The sequence below is a fragment of the Haloarcula marismortui ATCC 43049 genome, assembly GCF_000011085.1.
In the GTDB taxonomy this organism is placed as follows: domain Archaea; phylum Halobacteriota; class Halobacteria; order Halobacteriales; family Haloarculaceae; genus Haloarcula; species Haloarcula marismortui.
The window spans coordinates 1536201-1557662 of record NC_006396.1 but is presented as its reverse complement, the minus strand read 5'-3'; the positions used below and the strand labels follow the sequence as shown (position 1 = coordinate 1557662).

The following is a 21462-nucleotide window of genomic DNA, read 5'->3' as shown; positions in this document are numbered from 1 at the left end:
ATGGGGACGCCGGAGTCCACGACTGCCGGACGAACGCTCCGTGCCCGTGCCGCCGGGCTGACCGACCAGCCGCTGACGCTGCTGACTGTCGGGGCCTTCTGGACGTGGCTCGTCGTGCGCTGGACGAACGACTTCCTGCTAGACGGCGCGCTCATCGAGCGCAACACGTCGTTTTTCCCGACGGCACCGTTCGAGGCGGCCGCGTCAACGATTGGCGGTCTCGCGGCGAGTCTCGGTCCGGTCGGGGTCCCCGTCGGCTGGGTCGCCGGCTTCTTCGAGTTCCTGGCGGCGTCGATTCCGTACCTGCCGCCACTGGCGACCGGCGTGTGGGCGACCATACTGCTGACGCTGCTGGGTATCGCGCTCGGGTTCTTTATCGCCGTCCCACTCAGTGTGGCTCGGGTGTACGGCGGGACGCTCACCCGCTCGCTTGCACTGGGATACACCGAACTGTTCCGCGGGACGCCGCTGCTCGCCCAGTTATTCGTCCTCTACTTCGCGACGCCGCTGACGACGATTATCCGTGAACTGCCCACGGTCGGGGCTGGATTCATTCCCGCACAGGCGTTCTGGGTGGCCGTCATCGCGTTCACGCTTAACAGCGCCGCCTACCAGTCGGAGTACATTCGGTCAGCGCTGAACTCCGTCCCGGAAGGGCAACTCACCGCCGCCCGTTCAATTGGGCTCTCGAAAGTCGATGGGATACGGCACGTGGTCCTGCCGCAGGGCCTGCGCTACGCGATTCCGGGCTGGTCGAACGAGCTGGTGTACCTCATCAAGTACTCGTCGCTGGCGAGTTTCATCACCGTCCGCGAACTGTTCGAGCGAACCGACGCGATCGCTAGCGAGACCTACCGGTACACGGAACTGTTCGTCCTCGCCGGCCTGCTGTACCTTGCGCTTGTTATCTCGGCGTCACTGGTGATGGAATACGTCGAAGACCGGGTCGCGATTCCCGGTCTCGGCACGACCAGCCGATGACTACATAAAGTCAGAAAGACCGGACTGCTGGTCGTCGTCTTCGGCGGCTTCGCTCGCTGTTTCCGTCTCGTCGTCGGTAGTGGTGCCGTCACTGGTGGCGTCGGATTCAGCGCCATCGTCCGCCGCAAGGGTCACCTGCTGGTCACCGCTCTCCTCGCCAGCATCGGTATCTGGAGCATCGCCATCTGCATCGCTGTCCCCGTCGCCGCCGTTGGCACTCGCACCCTCGAAAACCCCGCCGGAGTGTTCGACGGCGGCTTCCTCCTTGAGTGCCTCTGCGTCGGCGACGATGTCCTGTACCTTGTTCGTGTCCTTGCCCGACCCGGTGACAAAAGAAACGTGCTCGGCCTCCATATCGTAGGTCGCTGCCATTGCCACCGTTAGCTCCCGGTTTCGGCAGTGGTGCGTCATCGTTGCGAGGAACGGCATGATCTCCCGGCGGGCGGTCCGCATCGACACGCCGTCGATAGCGGCTATCTGCTGGGCGACGTAGTCTCGTGTGTTCCGGGTCCCTTTCGACCGGCCGAGTTTCGACCAGTAGCTCGGCGGGCCGTAGCGGGTCCAGCCACCCTTCGTTCCGTCTCGGGCCGCAGCGACGCCAGCGGTCATGTTGTCGCCAGCGTACCGCCAGAAGGAGTAGTTCTGCGTCTCGCGCACGCGGCCGAGCCACTGGTCAGCGTTCGAGAGGAACTCGTAGGCACGGACCAGTTCGGTCCCCTCGTAGTCCTTGGGCATATTGTCCTCGATCCAGTTGATGAGGTCGTCCGGCGTCTCGTCCACGTCGTAGCTGGCCTCAAGCGCGTCCTGCGCGCCGGCCTCCTTGAGCACCACGTCGAGGTACTCGAAGATGCCCTCTGTCGTATCCCGCTCGCCGGTCACCACGTCGTCGGCGGTCAGGCGCTCCGTCGTCTCGGCGATGGCCTGGAGGTCCTTGACCGCGCCCCGCAGGCCGCCGCTGTTTTGCTCGGCGAGTTCCTGTAGCGCGTCGGACTCGTACTCGACGCCTTCCTGGCGACAGAGGTCACGCAGGACGGGGACGATAGAGCGGGGCGAGACATCCCGGAACTCGATGTCCTGGCAGTTGTTCCGCAGGCCGTTTGACATCTCGTAGTACTCGTTGGCGATGAGAATCATCGGCTGGCTGGCCTCCTTCACGAGGGCCGTTATCGCTCGTGCGCCCCCGCGGTCGGCGTTGCCGTGGATGTTGTCCGCCTCGTCCATGATGACGAGGCGACGGCCACCACCGCCAGCGGTCAGCGTCCCGGATTTGGCGGCTTCGCCGGCCACCCGATTGATTACGTCCTTGGTCCGGGAGTCGCTGGCGTTGAGTTCGATGGTCGGCCACTCCATGTCGTTTGCCAGCGCGTGGGCGGCCGAGGTCTTCCCGATGCCCGGGGACCCATAGAGGATGACCGCCTCGCGGTGGTCGTCCCACGTCTCCGCCCACTTTTTGAGTGCGTCGCGGGCCTTGTCGTTGCCCCGCACCTCCGACAGCGTCGTCGGGCGGTACTTCTCCGTCCAATCCATTTGATTGTGGTTGGCGCGACCGGCGTTTAGTGATTGCGGAGCAGTACCGGTCTACTGCTGAGGTTTTTATCGGAAGCAACGGGCAGTGTGTTCCACCAGTGGCCGGACGAGATCTCCATTGTGACCCTCGTGGCGTCAGCCCCGTCATCGGCGTGGTCCTCATGCTCTCAATTACTGTCCTTCTGGCCGGGACAGTCGGCGGCGTTGTGCTCACTGCAAGCAGCGACCTGAACCAGCGGACGCCCACCGTCGCCCGCTCGACAGGAGATTTCGTGACTGGCCCATCGGGTGGATGCGGCCTCAACACGGTGTCGATTCGACACGCCGGCGGTGATCCGGTTCCGGCCGACGAACTGGAAGTCGCTGTTGCACTCCCCGACAGCGACGCTCGCATCGTCGACCTGCCAGTCTCCGGGACGGCGCTGGCAGCGAGCAACATTGACGACCCGGACAACCTCATCTACGACTACTGTGTCGGCGGTGTCATCGCCAATGGCGGTCAGCGGTGGTCAGCGGGCCGGGCCATCACGTTCCAGTTGAACGCCGGTGGCGGGACTGTCGGACCGGGCGACACCATCGAGGTACGCGTCGTTCACGTCCCCACAAACGGTGTCCTTGCTACGGTTGAACTGACCGCCCGCCGGTAAGCGCCCGTGGTTCCGATACCCTTTTATTCGCGACCCTCCAGCGTGTGAACTAATGGCAGGGGGCGCACGCGATGACCTCGCGGAAAAAATGGCGGGTGAGGTGGCACTGAGCGACGACCCAGGGGCGACCCTGCGGAAGTGGCGCACTGACTTCGACGTTGCACAGACCGAACTCGCCGACGAACTCGACGTATCCCCGTCCGTGGTCTCGGACTACGAGAGCGGCCGGCGTGACAACCCCGGTATCGGCGTGGTCCGGCGACTCGTCGTCGCACTGCTTGATATCGACGAGAACCGCGGCGGTGACCACATCCGCCAGCACGCCCGCGTGCTCTCGGCCGGGTTCGACAGCGACGTGGTCCACGACCTCCGTGAATACTCCGCGAATGTGGGCGTCGAGCGCGTCTACGACGCCATCGACGCTGAAGAACTGTTCCGGGGCAGTCAAGACACCGTCGCCGGCCACACCGTTATCAACTCCATCGCCGCCATCACGCGCCTCTCCTCGGACGAGTTCTACCAGCTGTACGGCCAGTCGACGAACCGCGCGCTCGTGTTCACGAACGTGACCCGCGGCGAGTCCCCGCTGGTCGCGCTCCGGGTCGTCTCGCCGACGCCCAACGCGGTTATCCTCCACGGACTTGAGGACGAGGCTGTCTGGGAGCACGCACAGGACCTCGCCCGCATTGATGACTTTTCGCTTGCAATCACTGATATCGAACTGGAAGACCTGCTGGGCGGCCTGCGAGAGCTTCCCTGAGCGCGTCGGCTCTGGCCGTGCTGGTTCGCGCCTGTCGACACACATTCTGGAAAACGACTGTTGTCGTGAATGCGATCTCTTTGTTCACCACGCAGCGTGACAATTACTCTGTAGGGCTGTGAAATTGTCAATGGGTACTACTTTGATATCGGGGGAGTCAAGTCTGTGCATGGTGCAATTTGGCTTCCTTCTCGTATTGGCGCTCGCCAGTTTCGGATTTGTTGTTGCTGCCTCGTTTGTCGGTACGATGCTTGCGCTTCATTACTACGACAGTGGCGGGACTCTCTCTGTTTCTCTCGATAGCATCATTAGCCGCCTCAACAACGATACCCGATGGTAGGCTGCCAGATACTGTTCACCACGGCATCAATAGGACTCTGCGTATTCACGACACCTGACAGCGCGCTTTTTATTATTCCCTACGGTCGTGCCCCTCGCTAGTCTCCACGGCCCCTCTCGCCGCTCCGATTCGAGGGCCGCGCTTCCTGCGCCCCTCGCTTACTCCACGTACCGATATTTCCGCTCACCCATCCGGCCCCAGCCGTCGAAGGCGAATTCCTTTTCGGGCGCGGTGAACTCCTCGACATCTGCCTCGGTATCGTGATTGTGGACGTCGTGGACCTGTTCGTACTCCGCAAAGGTGAGCTCGTGGCGGTTCTGGATCTGCTCGTCGATATCAAGCGCGCCGATCTCCTCCTCCCAGCCGGGGACAACGGTTTCAGCGTGGACTTCCGCCTGTGCGCCGGACCCGTAGGAGGCAACTAACAATTTCGCCTCGTCCAGATCCAGTCCGCTCTCGCGGGCGTGTTTCAGCCCAGAGGCACGGGCGATGTGGACAGAACCGGTGTACCAGTTCCCGACCTCCCGGGAAATTTCGAGCGTCGGCTCGATGGTATTGGCGTACCAGTCCTGATAGCGCTCGGTTTCGGTGAGTGCGTCCGTGTACTCCTTGATCGCCGCGTGGAACTCGTCGTCGGTCTCGAAGTCCGAACGCATGGGCTGGTGGCCGATTTCCTCGGCGAGCAGGTCGCCGACGTCTGTGCCGCGAACGATGTGTCGGTAGCCAAGCGCTGCGGCCTTCCGGACCATCCCCGGGAACGGCGTATGGAAGGGAATCATCTCGTAGTCGCCCGGGTGGATGTCGCCGGCTACCTCAGCGAAGTCCTCCAGCGCCTCGCGCATACGGGCGAGGTAGACGTTCACCGAGCGCTTTCCGTCGACGGACGGGAACTGCTGATTTGGTTTAAGGAAGTCAGTTTCGTCGGCGCTCCCGTACCCCTGCTCGGTCGAGAGTTCGACCAGATTGGGGTCTTCGTCGACGAGCATCGCCACCGCGCCGGCCCCCTGTGTGGCCTCGCCGGGGTCGTCGCGGGCATACAGTGCAGTGTCAGTTGCGATGACGAGCGCGGCCCGACCGCGGTTCCGTCCGGCGCGGATCCAGTTGTAGGCGTCGTCGAGGCTCTGTGTCCCGGAGATACAGGCGAACTTCCGTTCGCCCTTGTTGGCGTGGTGGAAGTTTTCGTCGTACACCTGTTCGAGACAGCCTGCGATGTACGTCGAAACGGGCTTCGAGTTGTCGAAGGCGCTCTCGGTCGCCACATCGATACGGCCGATATCCTCGGGCGTCAGCCCCTTGCGCTCCATCAGACGATGGGCCGCGTTCGCCCCCATTGTGACAATATCCTCGTACACATCTGGGAACGATGATGCACGCAGGCCGAGCCCCTTCGTATACTTCCCCGGATCGTCCCCCTGAGCCGGCGCGAACGTCTCAGCGAGGTCGAGTTTGAGCTTTCCGGTCCAGATCTCCATGGCGTCGATACCGACTGCAGTCATGAGTCTAACGTCAGCGTGGATGTATATGGGCTTGTCGACTGGTATTTCGACGGTTGACTAGTATTGCGCCGATAGGACGCGAACCTGCTGTGAGACAGTTATCCGCTGGTTGCTGGTTCCGTGCTGAAAGCGAAATCGACGATGCATTCGCCTTCGAGAACGTCGTACGGCTCATCCGGTGACGGAACGGCACGCCCCCAGTCGGTGTTGTTGACCACGAGCCGATACGTTCCCTGCCCGATGGTAAGCCGGTTCTCGCGGATGTTCGTCTCGTGGAACCGCGACACCTCACCGGCGTATCGGGCCCGGTAGCGGCTCTGGAACGCCCGATATTCTTCTTCGGTGAACAGAATGACATCCACGGCCGGGCCACGCCGAACGATGAGGTCGTAGGTGAGCGTTGTCTGGTCAGTCGCTTCGACCGTGTAGTCCTGGTATTCGTTTTCCTCCAGCCGGAACGACGTATCGACAGACCGGTGGTTCGGTTCGGGTGTCGGCGTCGGCGTCTCGGTTTCGACCTGGAGACGTGCCGACGTTTCCGTAGAGTTGTTCGTCTGCGACGCCTCGGCGCGCTGTGCTGTTGACGTGTTTGCCGGAGCAGCACTATTCGCCGCTGGCGTCGAAGCAGTCCCGACGCGATCAGTTGTAACAGTCTGCTGTGACGCTGCCGGCTCCGGGACGGGCGTCGTCTCGGACTCTTGATCAGGTCGACTCCCAAGACAGCCAGCGGAGAGCGCGGCGAGCACCGAGGCCCCGAAGCCGCGCCGCGACAGGTCACCCATACCTCAGGACACTCACCCACAGTAAAGATGTTTACGGGCGGGTTTTCGCCGCTGGTAATCGGAGCGTCGATACTGTCCAAACATATTTGTGGAGAGAGAGCCGAATCTACGCCGTTCGAGCCGGTTCCGAGATAACTGTATTGCAGATATCATTTCTCGGAACGGTACAGGAACGTATCATATGAACAGATCGGTCATCACATTTGGTTTGGTAGTTCTGGCGGCACTCAGTGTCTCGGGACTCACAGGAATAGCGGTCGAGGGGACGCTTGGTCCAGACGCGACCCAATCAGCGCCGACGGAGTCCACGGACGCGCCGCCGGCAGCGACTCCCCAGACGAGCAGTTCGCCGTCGGCGACGCCGAGTCGTGTCGGGGCTGCAAGCGCCATGACGCAGTCCGAAGAGCCCACTTCAACGCCGGATGCGGCACAGACCACATCAGCAGATACACAGACGCCCATCGATACAGACCGCCTCGAAAACCGGCTCATAGCGGCAATCAACGATCGGCGTGGCAACCCGATTGCTAACGACGCCGTTGACGGCTCCCTCTCGGATGAGAGCAAAACCGGCCAGACGCTGTCAGCCATGGCCGGCAACCACAGTGAGCGAATGGCTGCACAGGGGTTGGCCTCCCCGATTGCGAACGGGTCAGACACGACAGACCGGTATGCGGCCGCCGGACTGTCCGAGCAGTGTCGCCTCCGCCACAAAGGCAATGCGTATATCCGCCCGGTGACCGACCTCGAACTGGTCACGAGTATCGACCCGAACGGGGCGAACGCGACCCGGACGGCCAACGCCGTCGCCGACCACTGGTTCGACCTCTCCGGCCCTCGTGACACGCTGTACGTGGCGAACGCGAACCACATCGGCGTCGGCGCGGCGACTGCCGACGGTGTTGTCTACATTACCGTGAATCTCTGCTGAGGGGCGGTGAGAACGGCCGTTACGGAACCTCTTTGCGGACAGTGTCGGCATTCCCTTCCGAGTCAACGACGCGGAGTGCGACCGTCGTATCAGACGACACACTCTTAGTATTAATTTTCTCTTTATTTGTTTCAGTCTCGAAGATACCGTCTCCATCGAAGTCCCACTCGTAGGTCACAATGTCTCCCTGTGGGTCACTGGACGGGTTGGCGTCGAATTTTAGATTACCACTGCCTCCGGAACTATCTATCGTGAAGTCGGCGTTCGGTTGCTCGTTCGTGTTTGCCCCGCCCGGAATGATGGTAAACATCTTTGAACCGGTGCCGCCGCTCGACAGTTCGTAGGTCACGGTTATCGTGACGCTCTCGCCGTTCATGTTTTTCTCGTTGTTTCCGTCTCCGAACTCAAACAGATGGAACGTAGCGGTCGACGAGTCTGCCAGTATTGGGTTTGAGCCACTAAAGTAGCTGCTATCACCATCTACATCTATGATTCGCGGAATGCTGGCCCCGGTACCGAGATCGGTATAGCCGTTGCTGTCTGCTTCGATATACAATTCAGTTTCTTGTGGAGACCTTTCGAGGAATCCAGCAGTGTTATCGCTGAGGTAGTCAATCTGGTCGTCAACGGGGTCGATTGCGACTGTGGTTATCGTGATCGTCTCGCCTAGTTCATTGGTGACCGTAAACTGTACGCCCCCATCGATGCTCCCGTCGCTGTCAAGAGCAAAGGCGTCATCGTTGTAGATGAGACCGCTGTTTCCGGACCCGCCCCCAGATCCTGGGTTCGCTTCCGTCACCGTCACCGGCACTGAGACGTCTTCAGGAGACTCGCCGTCGAACGAACCATTGATCTCGTCGAGGCTGAACTGGACGGTAGCTGTTCCAGTTGCCGTCGACTGGCTTGTCTCGTAGACGAACCTGACGCGACCGTCGCTGTCGGATGACTCTGTGTCTGTGGTAAGCGACCCCGCGTTACTCCCATCGACTGAGCCGTTCACTTCGACATCGCTTACGGGGTTGTTATACGCGTCCCGGACCTCCAGCACGATCTCCTTGCTGTTACCCCTCGCGACAGTAATCTCCTCGCTGCCGACGGTCGTGAGGTACGCTTCACTTTCGTCGGTGTCGCCCGATCCGACGCCCGCTTTCGCCATCTTCAGGCGATACGTGGTGTCTCGTTCGAAAACGATAGTGATGTTATAGAGCGAGCCCGGTCCCTCGGCCCCGGTGACGCTTGCGACGTACTGTTCATTGCCTTTGTCGCCTGGATTCGGGTCGATTTCGTCTTCGAGAATCACTCTCCACTCCTCCTCTGGGAGGCGGGAGAGAAACGAGACCGAGACGTTCGATGTCGCCGTCGTATTTGTTACGCGGACCGTCCGGGAGGACTGGGACTTTGGCTCTACGTCGACCGTGACCGAATCGCTCGTCGAGCGGCTCATCGACCCGTTGAGTGTGACGAGCGTGATGTCCCGCCCGTCGACCATCGTCTGTTCCGAGAGCGTGATGTTCCCCTCGCGGAACTGGTTGTAGACGACCGAGTGCTCGTAGACAGTCTCCGGAGCCTCCCCGTAGACGTTGTATTCCGGCTTGTAGGCGATGGCCCCCGTGTTGTAGTGCCGCGGTGTGGTTCCGTCCCAGTAATCTGCCGTTTCGGGGGTGCGTGCCTCGGCGTTGCGAATCGTGAGGTTTTGGGACTCGTTGCTGGTCCCATCTGTGTACAGCAACCCTGACGGTGGCCCGGGATTCGTTGCCACTAGCCGACTCGGGTATCGCGTCCCCAACTGGACCGAGACGGCCTGCCGGCTCGGCTGCCCCGGCACGGAGACGATGGCGTTTCGCAGGTCCTGCAACTGCGTCTGGACCTGCTGATTGTGATTGAACTCCACCTCCTGATTTTGCTCCGGGACAGCAAACGCCTGATACGAGGAGAAGGCGATGATCAGCACGCCGAACAGCAGTACAGCCCCGACCTGTACTGACTGCGCACGCTCATCGCCCATGAAAGTCATGGCGATGAGTTGCAGAGACGGCGATAAAAACCTGACTGCCGAATTATCAACTCTCGTCTTCTTCGACGACTTCCGGGTCGCTCATTGCGGTCTGGAGACTGTCAAGTCCGTTGACCCACTCGGAGACGAGTCCGTATTCGAGGTCCTCAGCGACCTCCATCGGGAGCTCCGACCCGCCAATGATCTGCGTGCCGGCCTGCACACAGTAGCCCAGTGCCGCGTCGAGGTCCTCTTCGGCTTCCGCGTCCGCGGCGGCTTCGATGTAGTCCGTGATGGTCGCATCGTCCGCAGCGCCTTCTGCGACGAACTCCTCGGCCGCATAGAACACGCACAGCAGCGATGTCTGGACGCCGTCGATCAGCATCACGGTCTCCTCGTCGTCGATGTCGATGTCGTCGAGAACGATCTCTCGGACGCCGGTAAGCTCGTCGAGCGTCGCCTCTTCGTCGAGCGGTCCGTCCTCGTAATCGGTGAGAATCTTCGCGACCGCGATCGCAGCGTCGTCCTGAAGGTTCAACAGGAGCCGCGCTGAATCCTCATCTTCAGGGTCGACGTCTTCTTCCTCGATGCGGTCTAGCCAGTTCTGCCAGCGTTCTTCGGTGTAATACTCCCCCGGCGGAGTGCTCATACCAGTCCGTTCGTGCCGTTGGGGATAGTAGTTTCGACCGGCGGCCGCTCTGTCGTGGAGTCCCTACCACCAGGACGAAACAGCGAGCCACTATTTTAACGCTTGAAACAGCTTTTCTGTGGGTTTCTTGGATCGTCTGTGCACTCCGAGCACATATCACGGTCCCCGTCGAGGAACGGACTTTTATGTCAGTCTCTCATGTTATGTATTGGCATGTCACAGCGACGGCCAGTTCCGACCTACGTCGGCCCGCTCGACCCGGCTGCAGTCGCCACGCTGGCCAAGCGTGTCGGTCTGGCGCTTGTCGCCGCGACGCTGCCGGTCGCCGTTGGCACATTCGCCGGTATGGTTCTCATGGCCGGGTCGCTCCCGGCCGCGACTGATGCCGCAGCCGCCGCGATGAGCGGACTGCTGACAACAGAGCAGGGACTGTCCTGGCTGTTCTACGTCAGCACGCTCGGGACCGCACTGGGATGCTGGATTCTCGGCCTGGGGCTCCTTCTCGACGGCCTCGACCTGTAGGTCAGCCGTCGCCGTCCGGACGCATCTCCACGCCGCCTTCCAGCGACTTTTCGTCCGCCGCGTCCACGCGGTTCGAGAGGGTCCGCTGTGGGAACGGGATCGCGATGTCTTCTTCGTCGAAAGTGGCTTTCACACCCCGGACGACCGCCGAGATGGCGCGCCACTTCCGCGGTGGCGTCGGGTGATCGATCCAGAACCGGAGTTCCATCACCACAGCGGAGTCCCCGAAGTCCTTCGGAACGACATCCGGCGTCGGTGAATCGACGACGTGCTCGATGTCTGTCATCGCTTCGCGGGCGAGGTCCATCGCCCGGTCAACGTCGGTGTCGTAGTCCACACCGATATCGACTGTGAGGCGCAACAGCCCCTTTCGGCTGCGGTTTGTCACTGCGCGGTCGCTCACGCGGTCGTTCGGAATGATGACGAACTCGCCATCGAAGTTCTCCAGCCGCGTATTGAAAACAGTGATGTCCGTTACGATGCCCTCCTGCTCGCCAATGAGCACCCAGTCGCCGATAGTGAACGGGCGAGAGAACATCAGGACGAAACCGGCGATGAGCGAGCCGAGCGTCTGTCTGGCAGCCAGACCGACAACGATACCGAGGAACCCGGCCCCGACGAGCAAGCCACTGAGGTCGATGCCCCAGACGGCGAAGATCGTCGCACCGATGGTGACGAACACAGTGACCTGCCCCAGTCGGAGAAGGATCTCCTCCTGGTGTTCGGTGAAGCCGGTAACAGCTTGGCTGAACCGGCCGATCCACCGCTGCATCTGGTCGGACAGGACAAAGGCCAGCATGACGAGAACGATCGTCTGTATCGTCGCCAGCACTGACTGATCGCTCCCGTCGAGGTACGGCCCGACTGTCTGGACGATATCGAGAACGCCCCAGACGATGAGAAACGAGACGACAACGAGAACGACCATCGAGAACTGGGCGATCCGGAGAAACACGCCTCGGATGGTCGTCGGCGTGTAGTCGGCCATGACCTGCAGCCAGTCGCCGGCTCGGTCCGACGTGACAGACCGAAGCCGGGAGAGGGCTGCTGGAACGATGACGACGCTGAGAAGGAGGACGACGAGAAGGATGAGCGTCGCGACGAGTCGCCCCTGTGTCGCGACCAACTGGTCCAGCGACCGCTGTAACACGGTAAAGAGCTCCAAAAGGCCTTCACCGGTGTCGTTGGCCGCTGGCGTCGGCGTGGCCGTCCCCTGCACAGCCACCTATCGCCGCCGTAGGAACTTGTGTCTTCGTCTTTGAGCGTTCGTCTGTAAAAGCGGTGATAGCGACGCCGAAAACTGACTGGTCGCGGTTCCCGTTAGACGCCGCGACCCTGCAGCTGCTCTTCTTCGTCCAGGTCCGCGTTCGCCTGGCCTTTCATCCCCTTGCCGGGGTTCTTCGCGATCTCCTTGAGCTGTTCGGGGTCGTCGTAGTTGTTGACCGCCGCGACGACGGACTCGCCCATCGCCTGTGGGTTCTCCGCCCCGAAGATGCCCGAGCCGACGAAGATGCCGTCACAGCCGTGTTGCATCATCAGTGCGGCGTCGGCAGGCGTCGCGATGCCGCCGGCCGCAAAGTTGACGACCGGCAGCCGGCCGCGGTCCGCCGTCTCGTGGACGAGCCGCCGAGGCGCACCGTGTTCGCGGGCCCATTCGTCGCGCTCCTCGTAGGCCATCCCTTCGAGCTTGCCGATGGAGCGCTGGATGTTCCGCTGGTGCGTGACGGCTTGGTTCACGTCACCAGTGCCCGCCTCGCCCTTCGTGCGAATCATCGCTGCGCCCTCGTCGATACGGCGCAGCGCCTCGGCGAGGTTCCGCGCCCCGCAGACGAACGGCGCGGTGAACTCGCGCTTGTCGATGTGGTAGCGGTCGTCGGCCTGCGTCAGCACTTCTGACTCGTCGACCATATCCGCGCCAGCGGCTTCCAGAATCTGGGCCTCGGCAGTGTGGCCGATACGGGCCTTGCCCATCACCGGAATCGACACTTCCTCGATGATCTCTTCGAGTTTGCTGGGGTCAGCCATCCGGGCGACACCGCCCCGCTTGCGGATGTCGGCCGGGACCGACTCCAGGTGCATCACGGCGACCGCGCCGGCGTCCTCGGCGATTCGGGCTTGCTCACGGTTGACGACATCCATGATGACGCCGCCTTTCTGCATCTTCGCGAAGCCGCGCTTGACGAGGTCAGTCCCGCGACGGAGGTCCTCGAGGTCGGTCTCTTCAGTCATTACCCAGACTTAGGACTGGATTTACTTAACGCGTGTCCTTTTGCAGGACAGAACACCGTTTGACCCGCCCGAGGGAGACCCGATATCGGGCCAGCGGCAGCGATATTCTCCAGAGGACGGGGCTGAGACCACTACCGTTTTCATCGCGTCTCCCCACTGCATCGACATGGCTCCGGACGAGGGTGTCGGCGGGCGCATCGACGCGGTTGTCGCGCGGGTGTTCAGCCGGCGGCTCCCCGACGCCGAAGGGCTTCCGCAGTACGTTGCGCCGTTACCGGCGTGGTTGGAGAACGTCGGGCTCAGACTTGCCTGGCCGATCGCGCTCGTCAATCTGGTCGGCACGCTGTTTGGCTTCTGGTACTACGCCGGCCGGCCGCTGAACACAGCGCCGCCGCTCGTTGAGGGTCAGCTGGGCGCGGCCCCACTCGCCGCGTACCCGCTGATTCCGGACTCGCCCGTGGCAACGATGTTCATCGGACTTTCACTGGTGGCCTGGCGGCTCGACTGGGACACGCAGTGGCTCCACATGCTCGGCTTCTTCGGCTGCATCAAGCTCGGCCTGTGGACGCCGTACGTCCAGCTCGCTCTCAACGGCCCCGGCGGGATTCCGCTGTGGCTCTACTGGTTCCTGATTCTGAGCCATCTGGCGATGGCCGCCGAGGCATTTCTCATTCACCGCTATGCGAGCTTTTCGGTCATGTCCGTTGCCGTTGCGGTGTTCTGGTACGGCTTCAACGACGTGGTCGATTACTTCGTCCCGATTCTGGATGGTCCCCACCACACCTGGCTCCGGGCCGAGCCGATTGTCGCTGCCGGCGGGTTCGACCACACGGTGCTCGCCCACGACCTCGCGGCGGGTTGGGCGGTCGTGTTGACGCTCATAGCGACGTTTCTCGCACTGGCGACGCGTGTAGAGAAAGTGAAACGGCAAGCCTGACCGGCGCTGTCCTTTGCTTGCGGTTCTGGTGGCGTCTCAGGTCGTAAATCCGTCCTCTGCCTCGCGCTCGTCGAGGACCCACTCCAGTTCCTCGATAGCGCGCAGGATGGCGACCTCGGCCTCGTCTTCTAGCTCGGTCGACGGCGGGTCGTGCTTGTCGTACTCGTCCTGCAGCGCCTCGATTCGGTCCCGAATCGTCTCCTCTGTTCGCATGGTTTCAATGACCGGACCCGCAGGTCTTGATGCTACTGGTCCCGGCGATGGGTGCGAACGGAGTGAGTCTGTGACAAAAAAACGCAGCGAGCCTACCGAACCACGACGACGGCGCTCTCGGTTTCGGTCATCTCGCCCTCGCCGGAGTAGGTCCGGGACTCCTCGACAGCGAACATCTCGTCGTCGAGTTCGACGCCAGCGACCTGCAGCGTGTCGCCGTCGATCTCGTAGTCACCGTCCTCGATAGCGGCGTCAATCGCGCCGACTTCGCTGCCGAACTCGGGACCGACGAGCGAGTAATCGAGGTCGATGCCGCTGATTTCCGTCGTGATGTCCGGGGCCTCGTCGTAGGTGTCCAGTTGCGCCACGTGCATCGCCTCGGCGACGGCGTCCTCGAAGCCGGCGATGTGGCCGAACACCTCGACGTGGTCGAGGTCGGCGTTCAGCGGCAGTCCGTTCTCGGTCTTGTACCGCCGGAGCGCGGAGACGACCTCCATCGCCGTCTCGCCCGCTTCGAGGTCGGCATCGTAGCCGCCCGAGGTCGGCCAGTCCGTCGTGTGGATTGAGCTATCTTCCTCGTAGCACCGCTCCCACAGTTCCTCCGTGATGTGCGGGAGGAACGGCGCGAACAGTTGCAGGAAGGTCCGGTGGGCCTGCAGGAGCGTGAACTCGGTCGACACAGCTTCCCCGTCTGAAAGTCGCTGCTTGGCGATTTCGAGGTAGTCGTCACAGAACGTGTTCCAGAAAAAGGACCGGAGTTCGTTCCGGGCCTTCGAGAACTCGTAGTCCTCGAACTTCGCCGTGACCGACTCGACAGTCGCGTCCAGTTCGGCCAGCAGCCACTCGTCGACCGCGGCCAGTTCCTCGGGCTCGTCGGGCCGGGCGGCCGGCGTGAGCTGGTCGACCAGCCGCGAGGCGTTCCAGAGCTTCTGGAGGAGCCGTTCACCAGCTTCGAGGTCTCCCTCCTTGTACGGGAAGTCGTCGCCGATGGAGGTGCCGGCGGCCCAGTAGCGGGTGGCGTCGACCGGGAACTCTTCAAGCACCTCGCTGGGCGGGATGACGTTGCCCTTGGACTTGGACATCGCCTCGCGGTTCTCGTCCAGCACCATCCCGTTTATCATCACGTTCTCGAATGGCACCTCGCCGGTGTGCTCGTAGCACTTGACGACGGTGTGGAACAGCCAGAACGAGATAATGTCGTGACCCTGCGGGCGCAGGTCGAAGGGGTACAGCTCGGGCAGTTCCATGGTGAACGACTCACTGTCTGCATCCCAGTCCCAGCCGGCGTTCACGAGCGGCGTCAGCGACGAGGTTGCCCACGTGTCGAAGACGTCCTCCTCGGGCGTCAGCGAGTCGTGGCCACACTCGGGGCAACTATCGACCGGCGGGGCGTCCGACAGCGGGTCAACCGGCAGCTGCTCGCGCTCGGCCATCACGGGCTCGCCGCAGTCGTCACAGTACCACACTGGGATCGGGATGCCCGAATCGCGCTGACGGGAGATGCACCAGTCCCATTCGAGCCCCTCAATCCAGTGCTCGTAGCGGGTGGCCATCTTCTCAGGGTACCACTCCATCTGGCGGCCGGCCTCGATATACTCCTCTTTCTTGTCGAGCAGCTCGATGTACCACTGCTCGGTGACGAGATACTCGACCTCCTCTTCACAGCGCTCGTGGACCTGCACGGTGTGGTCGTGGTCGCGGCTCTCGAGCAGCGACCCCTCCTCGCGCAGGTCCTCGATGATGGCCTCACGGGCCTCGGTGGTGTGCATTCCCTCGTACTCGCCGGCCACGTCCGTCATCGTCGCCGATTCGTCGATTGCGAGCCGCAGCGGCAGGTCGTGGGCCTGGTACCACTCGATGTCGTTCTGGTCGCCGAACGTACAGCACATGACGATGCCGCTGCCGGTTTCCATGTCGACGCGCTCGTCGGCGATGACGGGAACCTCCTGCTCGAAAAGGGGCACTCGCGCACTGCCACCGACGAGGTGCTGGTTCTCGTCGTCGTCGGGATGGACGAAGACGGCGACACACGCCGGCAGTAGCTCGGGGCGGGTCGTCGAAATCGTAAACGTCGCGTCCTCGTCGGCCGGTCCCTCCCCGGTCTCAACCAGATCAAAGGCGATGTCGTTGAATTTCGTGTGCTTGTCCTTATCCTCCTGCTCGACCTGCGAAATAGCCGTCTCACAGTCCGGACACCAGATGGTCGGCGCGCGCTGACGGTACTCCCGACCCTGTTCGTAGAGGTCGAGGAAGGATAGCTGCGAGACCCGCTGGACGTCCGGCGCGATGGTCTTGTAGGTGTTGTCCCAGTCGATGGAGATCGCCAGTGACTGGACGTCCTGCGTGAACTCGTCCTCGAACTGCGTACACACGTCGCGGCACTTCTCCTGGAACTCCCGGCGCGGGTAATCCTGATGTCGGATGTCGAGTTCGCGCTCTGTCAGTCGCTCCGAGGCGATGCCGTTGTCGTCGTAGCCGAAGGGGAAGTAGACGGTGTCGTCGCGCATCCGGTGGAAGCGAGCGACGAAGTCCTGCAGCGTGAACTGGTAGAGGTGGCCCATGTGGAGGTTCCCCGACACCGTCGGCGGCGGCGTGTCAATGCTGAAGCGGGTGTCAGCGTCCTCGTCGTAGGCGTAGGTCTTATCCGCGACCCACTGGTCCTGCCACTCCGGCTCTATCTCGCGGGGGTCGTACTCCCCGTCGAGGGCGTCTGCTGATTCGTCTGTGGTCGATTCGTCCTGCGGTGGGTCCTGTGTATCACTCATATTCAAGCGGTGGGTGTAACACCCGGGTAGCATCTGACTGCGGCGTGGTTATCAGCGGTGCGTACGTCGATTTGGAGCGGTGATGTGGGGCGTGGGGGCCCCTACACCGACGGGCGCGAGAACCAGCGTTCGGGAGAGTCGACGCACCATCTGTACAATACTCGACCTACGGCAGGATTAATGACTTCGGTTTTCGCCAGCGTCCCGACGGGCTCATACTAGCGACCAGCTCACGGCAGGTCGGACTCGCGGTGCTCGCGGTCCTCGGCGGAGTGGGCGCGGACCCACAGCTGTCCGATCCGCGAGAGCGTCGTCCGGTAGGATTTCCCGTGTTCCTCCTGCTCGATGTACCCCTTCCCGCCGGGGCCGAGCCGGTCGACGTTGTAGATAACCTTCGAACGGAAGGAGTCGGTGTACTCCTCACCGAGGTCCCGGGCCAACTGCTGTGCTAGCTCGGAGACGGACTCGAACTCGCCGTGTTCGCCCAGCGTGAAGAGGATGACCTCCTCGAAGGGCTTGACGTTCGAGAAGGAGGCGACGGGAAGCTCAACCACGTGGGAGCCGTCGATCTCCTTCGCGCCGATGGTTGTCCCCCGCTCGTCGAACTCCGATAGCAGGTCCCGCGCGGTTTCGAGTCGGTCGTCAATTCGCTCGTCGACTTCTTCGCCCGTGCGCATGTCCTCTAGCATGTCGATCTGCTTGCGCAGTTCCTCGGCGAGTTCCGTCTCCAGATACTTCTCGGGGACCGTGTAGTAGGTGTGGATGCGGTCCCGGTCGCCCTCGCGTTCGACCATAATCGAGTGGGCCGCGGTCGCAAAGGCAAAGGAGACAGTCCGGGGCATCGCGGAGACGTTGACCCACACCTCGCTGCCCGCGTCGAGTTCCGCGTTGATGAGTTCGAAGGCCTGCTCGAAGGCCTCGTCGTAGTCGTACACGTCGGCGACGACGAACCGCTCGGTTTCCGCTCCGAGCAGGTTCTGATAGTCCTTTTCCAGCTTCTCGGCGAGATTGCGCGAGTACTCGACGTTGGCCTCGCTGCCGACCGCCCCCTCCAGCAGGATGACGCGGTCAACGTCGAGTTGCTCGCGCACCAGCGGCGCGATGAGCCGGTCGTAGTCGAACCCGACCGGGACGATGTGGGTCTGCATATGTGAAAGACTGGGACGGTGATTATAAAAAGAACCAGACTCGGGCTGCTGAGCGTTTATCCCGGCGCGTTACTCGCAGGTCTCGTGGACGATAGCGCCTTCATCGTTCGGCCCACGGCGCTCCCCGGGAACAATAGGGTCCTCGCAGACGGCACAGGTCAGCTCGCCGCTAGCGTGGCCGTTCGCGGTTTCGGTGTCGTCGGCGGACGTAAAGTCTACGCTCACGTCCGTCGACTCGTCGGCTGCCGGCTCGTCGTCCGCGCCGCTCGGTGCAAACACGTCGTCGTCGCTCCCGCTCGTCGTGTCGATGTCGAGCGTGTCGTTGAATCCGCAGTAGCCCGTCGAGGCGTTGAAGCCCAGGCCGAGCGCGCCGATTCCAGCGAGCAGGCCGCGCTTGCGCTTCCCGCTGCGAAGCCAGCGCAGGGAGACAATTGTCAGGACGACTGCCAGCACCGCTCGGATCAGGCGGTCGCGACCGCCGACGTTCTTATCGGAGTCCATACCTGTGTATTGGACTGGATGCTTTTGTAGGTTTACATGTCCGACGGTGGCCGCCGTCCGGTGGTTGTCACGGTGAACGGTCGGTACCGGACCGAACGCGTCTCAGTCGCTTTCGACGCCGGAGACGGCGTATGCGGTGCGGTCCTCGGTTGCCGCGGGGGCAGTCATCAGCGAGACAGTGACCGTCAACACGAGACCAACCAAGATGCCCACGATGCCCGGCGTCCAGCCTAAGTACGCCGTCGGCAGGGCAACGTCGAGACCGAACAGCCCTCCAACCGTCGCAAGCACGGGGAAGACGTGCAGGCCGTAGAACACCTGACTCCCGACCACGCCGGCGTACATCCCCGAACGCGTCGTTCCCTGCCAGTACAGCGCGAGTGCGACGGGAACGGTAAGCTGTGCGAAGCCGCTGAAGGCCGTGTCGCCAATCTGGACCAGCGTCCCCGGCGTGTAGAGGCTCGCAACGAACGAGAGGGTGGCAAACACGACAACGCCGACGCGGGCGACGAGTGCCTCGCGGCGGTCAGTCTCTTCGTCGCTGGCGTCGCCGCGGCCGGTCAGCGGCCGGTAGAGGTCTCGTGTGAGGTACGACGAGCCCGACAGCAGCATCGAGTCGCTGGAGGACATCATCGCGGCCATCGCGCCGGCGATGACCAGCGCGGTGAACCACGTCGGCGTGTACTCGCCCAGCAGCGCCGGGATGACGTTGCCGCCTTCCGGGACAGTGACGCCGAGTCCGGCCGCCCACGCCCCCAGCATGAACGCCGGAACGAACAGGAGCAGGACCAGCACCGGCCAGAGTGCAAAGGTACGCTTGAGCACCTTCTTCGACCCGGCGGCGAAGAAGCGCTGATTGATTTGCGGGAACATCGTCACGCCGAAGGCGATGCTGACCGCGGTCGAGATGATGTACTGCGGCGTGTAGAGCCCGCCACCAAGGCCGACGAACGCGGGCTCTTCGGACGCCAGCAAGGCCGTCGCTTCGCCCGCACCGCCGACAGCGGAGAGGACCCAGGCGACAGCGACCCAGATCAGCGAGAGCATGAACAGCCCCTGAAGCGTGTCGGTCCAGGCGACGCCACGCATTCCCGAGAGCGCGACGTAGAGAATCATGAACAGCGTGATGCCGCCGGCTCCGACCCAGAACGGGACCGCGCCGTTCGTGAGACCGACGATGGCTTGCCCGGCCCCCTTCTGTTGGAGCATCACGTACGGGAACAGCCAGACGAGGCTCACAGCGGCGACGACAACCCGGAGCGCCGTCGACCCGAACCGGTCGCCAAGCATCTCACCAAGCGTCACGTAGCCGTGGCGCTTGCCGACCAGCCACTGCTTGTATCCCAGCACGTACCAGAGGACGGCGAAGATGATACCGTCCATCAGTCCCATCACGAGAATCCACTCGGGGCCGGCGCTGAACGCGAGGTTCGGGCCGCCGAAGAAGGTAAACGCCGACAGTAGCGTCGCGAAGGTGGTAAACAACAGCACGACCGTGCCGAGCGTCCGGCTTGCGAGGTAGTAGTCCTCGGCGGTGCGCTCGGTGAGCCGGTAGGCGACTGCGCCCACCGCGAGCGCGACGACCATGTACGCGCCGACGATACCCAACTGGAGCGCAGTATCGGCCACGTCAGTTCACCTCCTCGACGCCGAGGCCCCAGTCGGTGCGCGCAAAGACAGCAAAGACGACGCTCGCAAGCGCCATCCATCCAACGTGCCACCACAGCCATACGGGCAGTCCGGCCGCGACCGTGCTGGTGTCCCAGAGGAACCACGGCACTGCCAGCGCCATCAACACGAGCGCGACGACTGTCCACCCAGCGGCCCTGACTGTACTCATATTACGACAGTCTAGCCGCTGGCGGTACTAATGGGTAACGAACCTTCACCGACAGCCGTTGAAGAACTATATTCTTCAATACACGCGAGTCCCGGGTTCGACGTCCCGTTCGGGCGTCAGGTGGACGACGCCGTCCTCGCTGTCGACCCCGGTCACCAGACACTCGCTCTCGAAGCCGGCGATTGAGACCGTCCCGAGGTTGACGACGGCAACGACCTGCGACCCGAGCAAGTCCTCCGGATCGTACACGTCTGTCAGCCCTGCGGCGGACTGGCGCGTTTCGTCGCCAAACGCCACGTCGAGCTTGTACACGTCTTTGCGGGCTTCGGGGAACGGTTCGACGTCGACGATTTCGCCGATACGCATCTCTACGTCTTCGAGGAATCGTGCGGGATCGATCTCGGTTTCAGTGAATCCCATGCGTCCCGGTAGTCCGTCCAGTTATTTTATGACAGCGTTCGCAACAACGGTATGGAGACAGCGATCCAGCTCTGGACGCTCCGCGAACTCCGGGAACCGCTATCGGACGTACTCGACCGCATCAGCGCCGCGGGCTACGACGGCGTGGAGTTCGCCGGCATCGGCGACCCGGGCGCGTCCCGGCGCGCGCTCGACGAGGCGGGACTCGGCGTTGCCGGCGTCCACGTTCAACTGGAAGACCTGCAGTCCGACACCCGCACCGTTGGCAATCAGGTCCGGACACTTGACGCGCCGTATTTCGTTCTCCCGTATCTCGATGACGATCACTTCGCAAGTGAGAGCGCAGTCGAGTCGACGGCGACGCTACTCGAAATGCTTGCGGCGGAGTTTGACCGACCGCTCCTGTACCACAACCACGACCACGAGTTCGTCCCGCTCGGCGACGGGACCGCCTTCGACGCGCTCGTCGACCAGACGACGATCGGGTTCGAGTTCGACGCCGGGTGGGCGCACGCGGCGGGACAGGACCCCGTCGAACTGATTCGGCGACTCGACGGGCGCGTTCCTGTCGTCCACCTCAAAGACATGACCGCGGACGGAGAGCCGACGGCTCTCGGTGACGGCGTGGTGCCGCTCCAGGGGGTGGTTGATGCAGCCCGCGAGGCGGGGACTGAGTGGCTGGTCTTCGAGCACGACAACCCCGAGGACCCGGTTGACGCCATTCAGGCCGGTATCGACGGCATGACTCCGCTACTGAGGTGAGTGGCCGACCTTTCGGGAA

Annotated in this window: 21 protein-coding genes; 7 read left to right on the top strand and 14 right to left on the bottom strand. The window is 62.8% G+C overall.

Annotated features, from left to right (window positions below; genetic code table 11):
* On the top strand, nucleotides 1-981 hold the full coding sequence (locus RR_RS11810; protein ID WP_011223816.1) for an amino acid ABC transporter permease: 981 nt from the start codon (nucleotides 1-3) through the stop codon (nucleotides 979-981).
* Here RR_RS11810 and RR_RS11805 read toward each other — a convergent pair whose 3' ends face one another.
* Nucleotides 982-2508, bottom strand: a complete 1527-nt coding sequence (locus tag RR_RS11805; RefSeq protein WP_011223815.1) for a replication factor C large subunit — start codon at nucleotides 2506-2508, stop codon at nucleotides 982-984.
* Between the two features lie 98 nt (nucleotides 2509-2606).
* Between RR_RS11805 and RR_RS11800 the strand changes: the two genes are divergently transcribed.
* Both RR_RS11800 and RR_RS11795 read left to right on the top strand, forming a co-directional pair.
* On the top strand, nucleotides 2607-3155 hold the full coding sequence (locus RR_RS11800) for a type IV pilin (RefSeq protein WP_079890989.1): 549 nt from the start codon (nucleotides 2607-2609) through the stop codon (nucleotides 3153-3155).
* A 52-nt stretch (nucleotides 3156-3207) separates the two neighbouring features.
* Nucleotides 3208-3915, top strand: coding sequence for a helix-turn-helix domain-containing protein (locus RR_RS11795; protein WP_004957768.1), 708 nt, complete (start codon nucleotides 3208-3210; stop codon nucleotides 3913-3915).
* 498 nt (nucleotides 3916-4413) lie between these two features.
* Here the strand turns inward: RR_RS11795 and hmgB are convergent, their stop codons facing one another.
* Together hmgB and RR_RS11785 are read right to left on the bottom strand one after the other, a co-directional pair.
* A complete protein-coding gene (gene hmgB / locus RR_RS11790; RefSeq protein ID WP_007188858.1) occupies nucleotides 4414-5751 on the bottom strand; it encodes a hydroxymethylglutaryl-CoA synthase in 1338 nt (445 codons plus the stop codon).
* 98 nt (nucleotides 5752-5849) lie between these two features.
* On the bottom strand, nucleotides 5850-6533 hold the full coding sequence (locus RR_RS11785; RefSeq protein ID WP_011223813.1) for a hypothetical protein: 684 nt from the start codon (nucleotides 6531-6533) through the stop codon (nucleotides 5850-5852).
* A gap of 208 nt (nucleotides 6534-6741) precedes the next feature.
* Between RR_RS11785 and RR_RS11780 the strand changes: the two genes are divergently transcribed.
* Complete coding sequence (locus tag RR_RS11780; protein ID WP_232508575.1) at nucleotides 6742-7464, top strand: CAP domain-containing protein; 723 nt, start codon at nucleotides 6742-6744, stop codon at nucleotides 7462-7464.
* A gap of 19 nt (nucleotides 7465-7483) precedes the next feature.
* On the opposite strand, the gene RR_RS11775 is transcribed toward RR_RS11780, so the two are convergent.
* Together RR_RS11775 and RR_RS11770 are read right to left on the bottom strand one after the other, a co-directional pair.
* Nucleotides 7484-9478 carry a PKD domain-containing protein gene (locus RR_RS11775; RefSeq protein ID WP_011223811.1) on the bottom strand — a complete coding sequence of 665 codons (1995 nt, stop codon included), beginning with the start codon at nucleotides 9476-9478 and terminating at the stop codon, nucleotides 7484-7486.
* A gap of 46 nt (nucleotides 9479-9524) precedes the next feature.
* Entirely contained in the window at nucleotides 9525-10106 is a 582-nt protein-coding gene (locus RR_RS11770; protein ID WP_007188863.1) for a DUF2150 family protein, read from the bottom strand.
* Between the two features lie 213 nt (nucleotides 10107-10319).
* Here RR_RS11770 and RR_RS11765 point away from each other — a divergent pair, with 213 nt between their 5' ends.
* Entirely contained in the window at nucleotides 10320-10628 is a 309-nt protein-coding gene (locus tag RR_RS11765) for a hypothetical protein (RefSeq protein ID WP_049938919.1), read from the top strand.
* Nucleotide 10629: 1 nt separating this feature from the next.
* On the opposite strand, the gene RR_RS11760 is transcribed toward RR_RS11765, so the two are convergent.
* Together RR_RS11760 and pdxS are read right to left on the bottom strand one after the other, a co-directional pair.
* Entirely contained in the window at nucleotides 10630-11853 is a 1224-nt protein-coding gene (locus RR_RS11760) for a mechanosensitive ion channel family protein (RefSeq protein ID WP_007188865.1), read from the bottom strand.
* 95 nt (nucleotides 11854-11948) lie between these two features.
* Nucleotides 11949-12857 carry a pyridoxal 5'-phosphate synthase lyase subunit PdxS gene (gene pdxS / locus RR_RS11755; RefSeq protein ID WP_004957745.1) on the bottom strand — a complete coding sequence of 303 codons (909 nt, stop codon included), beginning with the start codon at nucleotides 12855-12857 and terminating at the stop codon, nucleotides 11949-11951.
* Between the two features lie 166 nt (nucleotides 12858-13023).
* Here pdxS and RR_RS11750 point away from each other — a divergent pair, with 166 nt between their 5' ends.
* Entirely contained in the window at nucleotides 13024-13794 is a 771-nt protein-coding gene (locus RR_RS11750; protein WP_004957742.1) for a DUF1405 domain-containing protein, read from the top strand.
* 36 nt (nucleotides 13795-13830) lie between these two features.
* Here the strand turns inward: RR_RS11750 and RR_RS22430 are convergent, their stop codons facing one another.
* From RR_RS22430 to RR_RS11720, 7 genes are all read right to left on the bottom strand, one after another.
* Nucleotides 13831-14007 (bottom strand): hypothetical protein, encoded by a 177-nt coding sequence (locus tag RR_RS22430; RefSeq protein ID WP_004957739.1) that lies wholly within the window; start codon nucleotides 14005-14007, stop codon nucleotides 13831-13833.
* Nucleotides 14008-14099: 92 nt separating this feature from the next.
* Nucleotides 14100-16772: a valine--tRNA ligase gene (locus RR_RS11745; RefSeq protein WP_049938918.1), complete on the bottom strand. Its 2673-nt coding sequence runs from the start codon at nucleotides 16770-16772 to the stop codon at nucleotides 14100-14102.
* Between the two features lie 230 nt (nucleotides 16773-17002).
* The gene (locus RR_RS11740; protein WP_004957733.1) at nucleotides 17003-17920 is read right to left on the bottom strand and encodes a DUF6293 family protein; all 918 of its coding nucleotides are present in this window, start codon (nucleotides 17918-17920) and stop codon (nucleotides 17003-17005) included.
* Between the two features lie 69 nt (nucleotides 17921-17989).
* Entirely contained in the window at nucleotides 17990-18421 is a 432-nt protein-coding gene (locus RR_RS11735) for a YgaP family membrane protein (protein WP_004957731.1), read from the bottom strand.
* 102 nt (nucleotides 18422-18523) lie between these two features.
* Nucleotides 18524-20050, bottom strand: coding sequence for a sodium:solute symporter family protein (locus RR_RS11730; protein WP_049938917.1), 1527 nt, complete (start codon nucleotides 20048-20050; stop codon nucleotides 18524-18526).
* A 1-nt stretch (nucleotide 20051) separates the two neighbouring features.
* On the bottom strand, nucleotides 20052-20261 hold the full coding sequence (locus RR_RS11725) for a DUF3311 domain-containing protein (RefSeq protein ID WP_004957724.1): 210 nt from the start codon (nucleotides 20259-20261) through the stop codon (nucleotides 20052-20054).
* Between the two features lie 75 nt (nucleotides 20262-20336).
* A complete protein-coding gene (locus tag RR_RS11720; RefSeq protein ID WP_004957722.1) occupies nucleotides 20337-20681 on the bottom strand; it encodes a tRNA-binding protein in 345 nt (114 codons plus the stop codon).
* Between the two features lie 51 nt (nucleotides 20682-20732).
* Here RR_RS11720 and RR_RS11715 point away from each other — a divergent pair, with 51 nt between their 5' ends.
* Nucleotides 20733-21443 (top strand): sugar phosphate isomerase/epimerase family protein, encoded by a 711-nt coding sequence (locus tag RR_RS11715; RefSeq protein WP_004957719.1) that lies wholly within the window; start codon nucleotides 20733-20735, stop codon nucleotides 21441-21443.
* The last annotated feature ends 19 nt before the right edge of the window (nucleotides 21444-21462 follow it).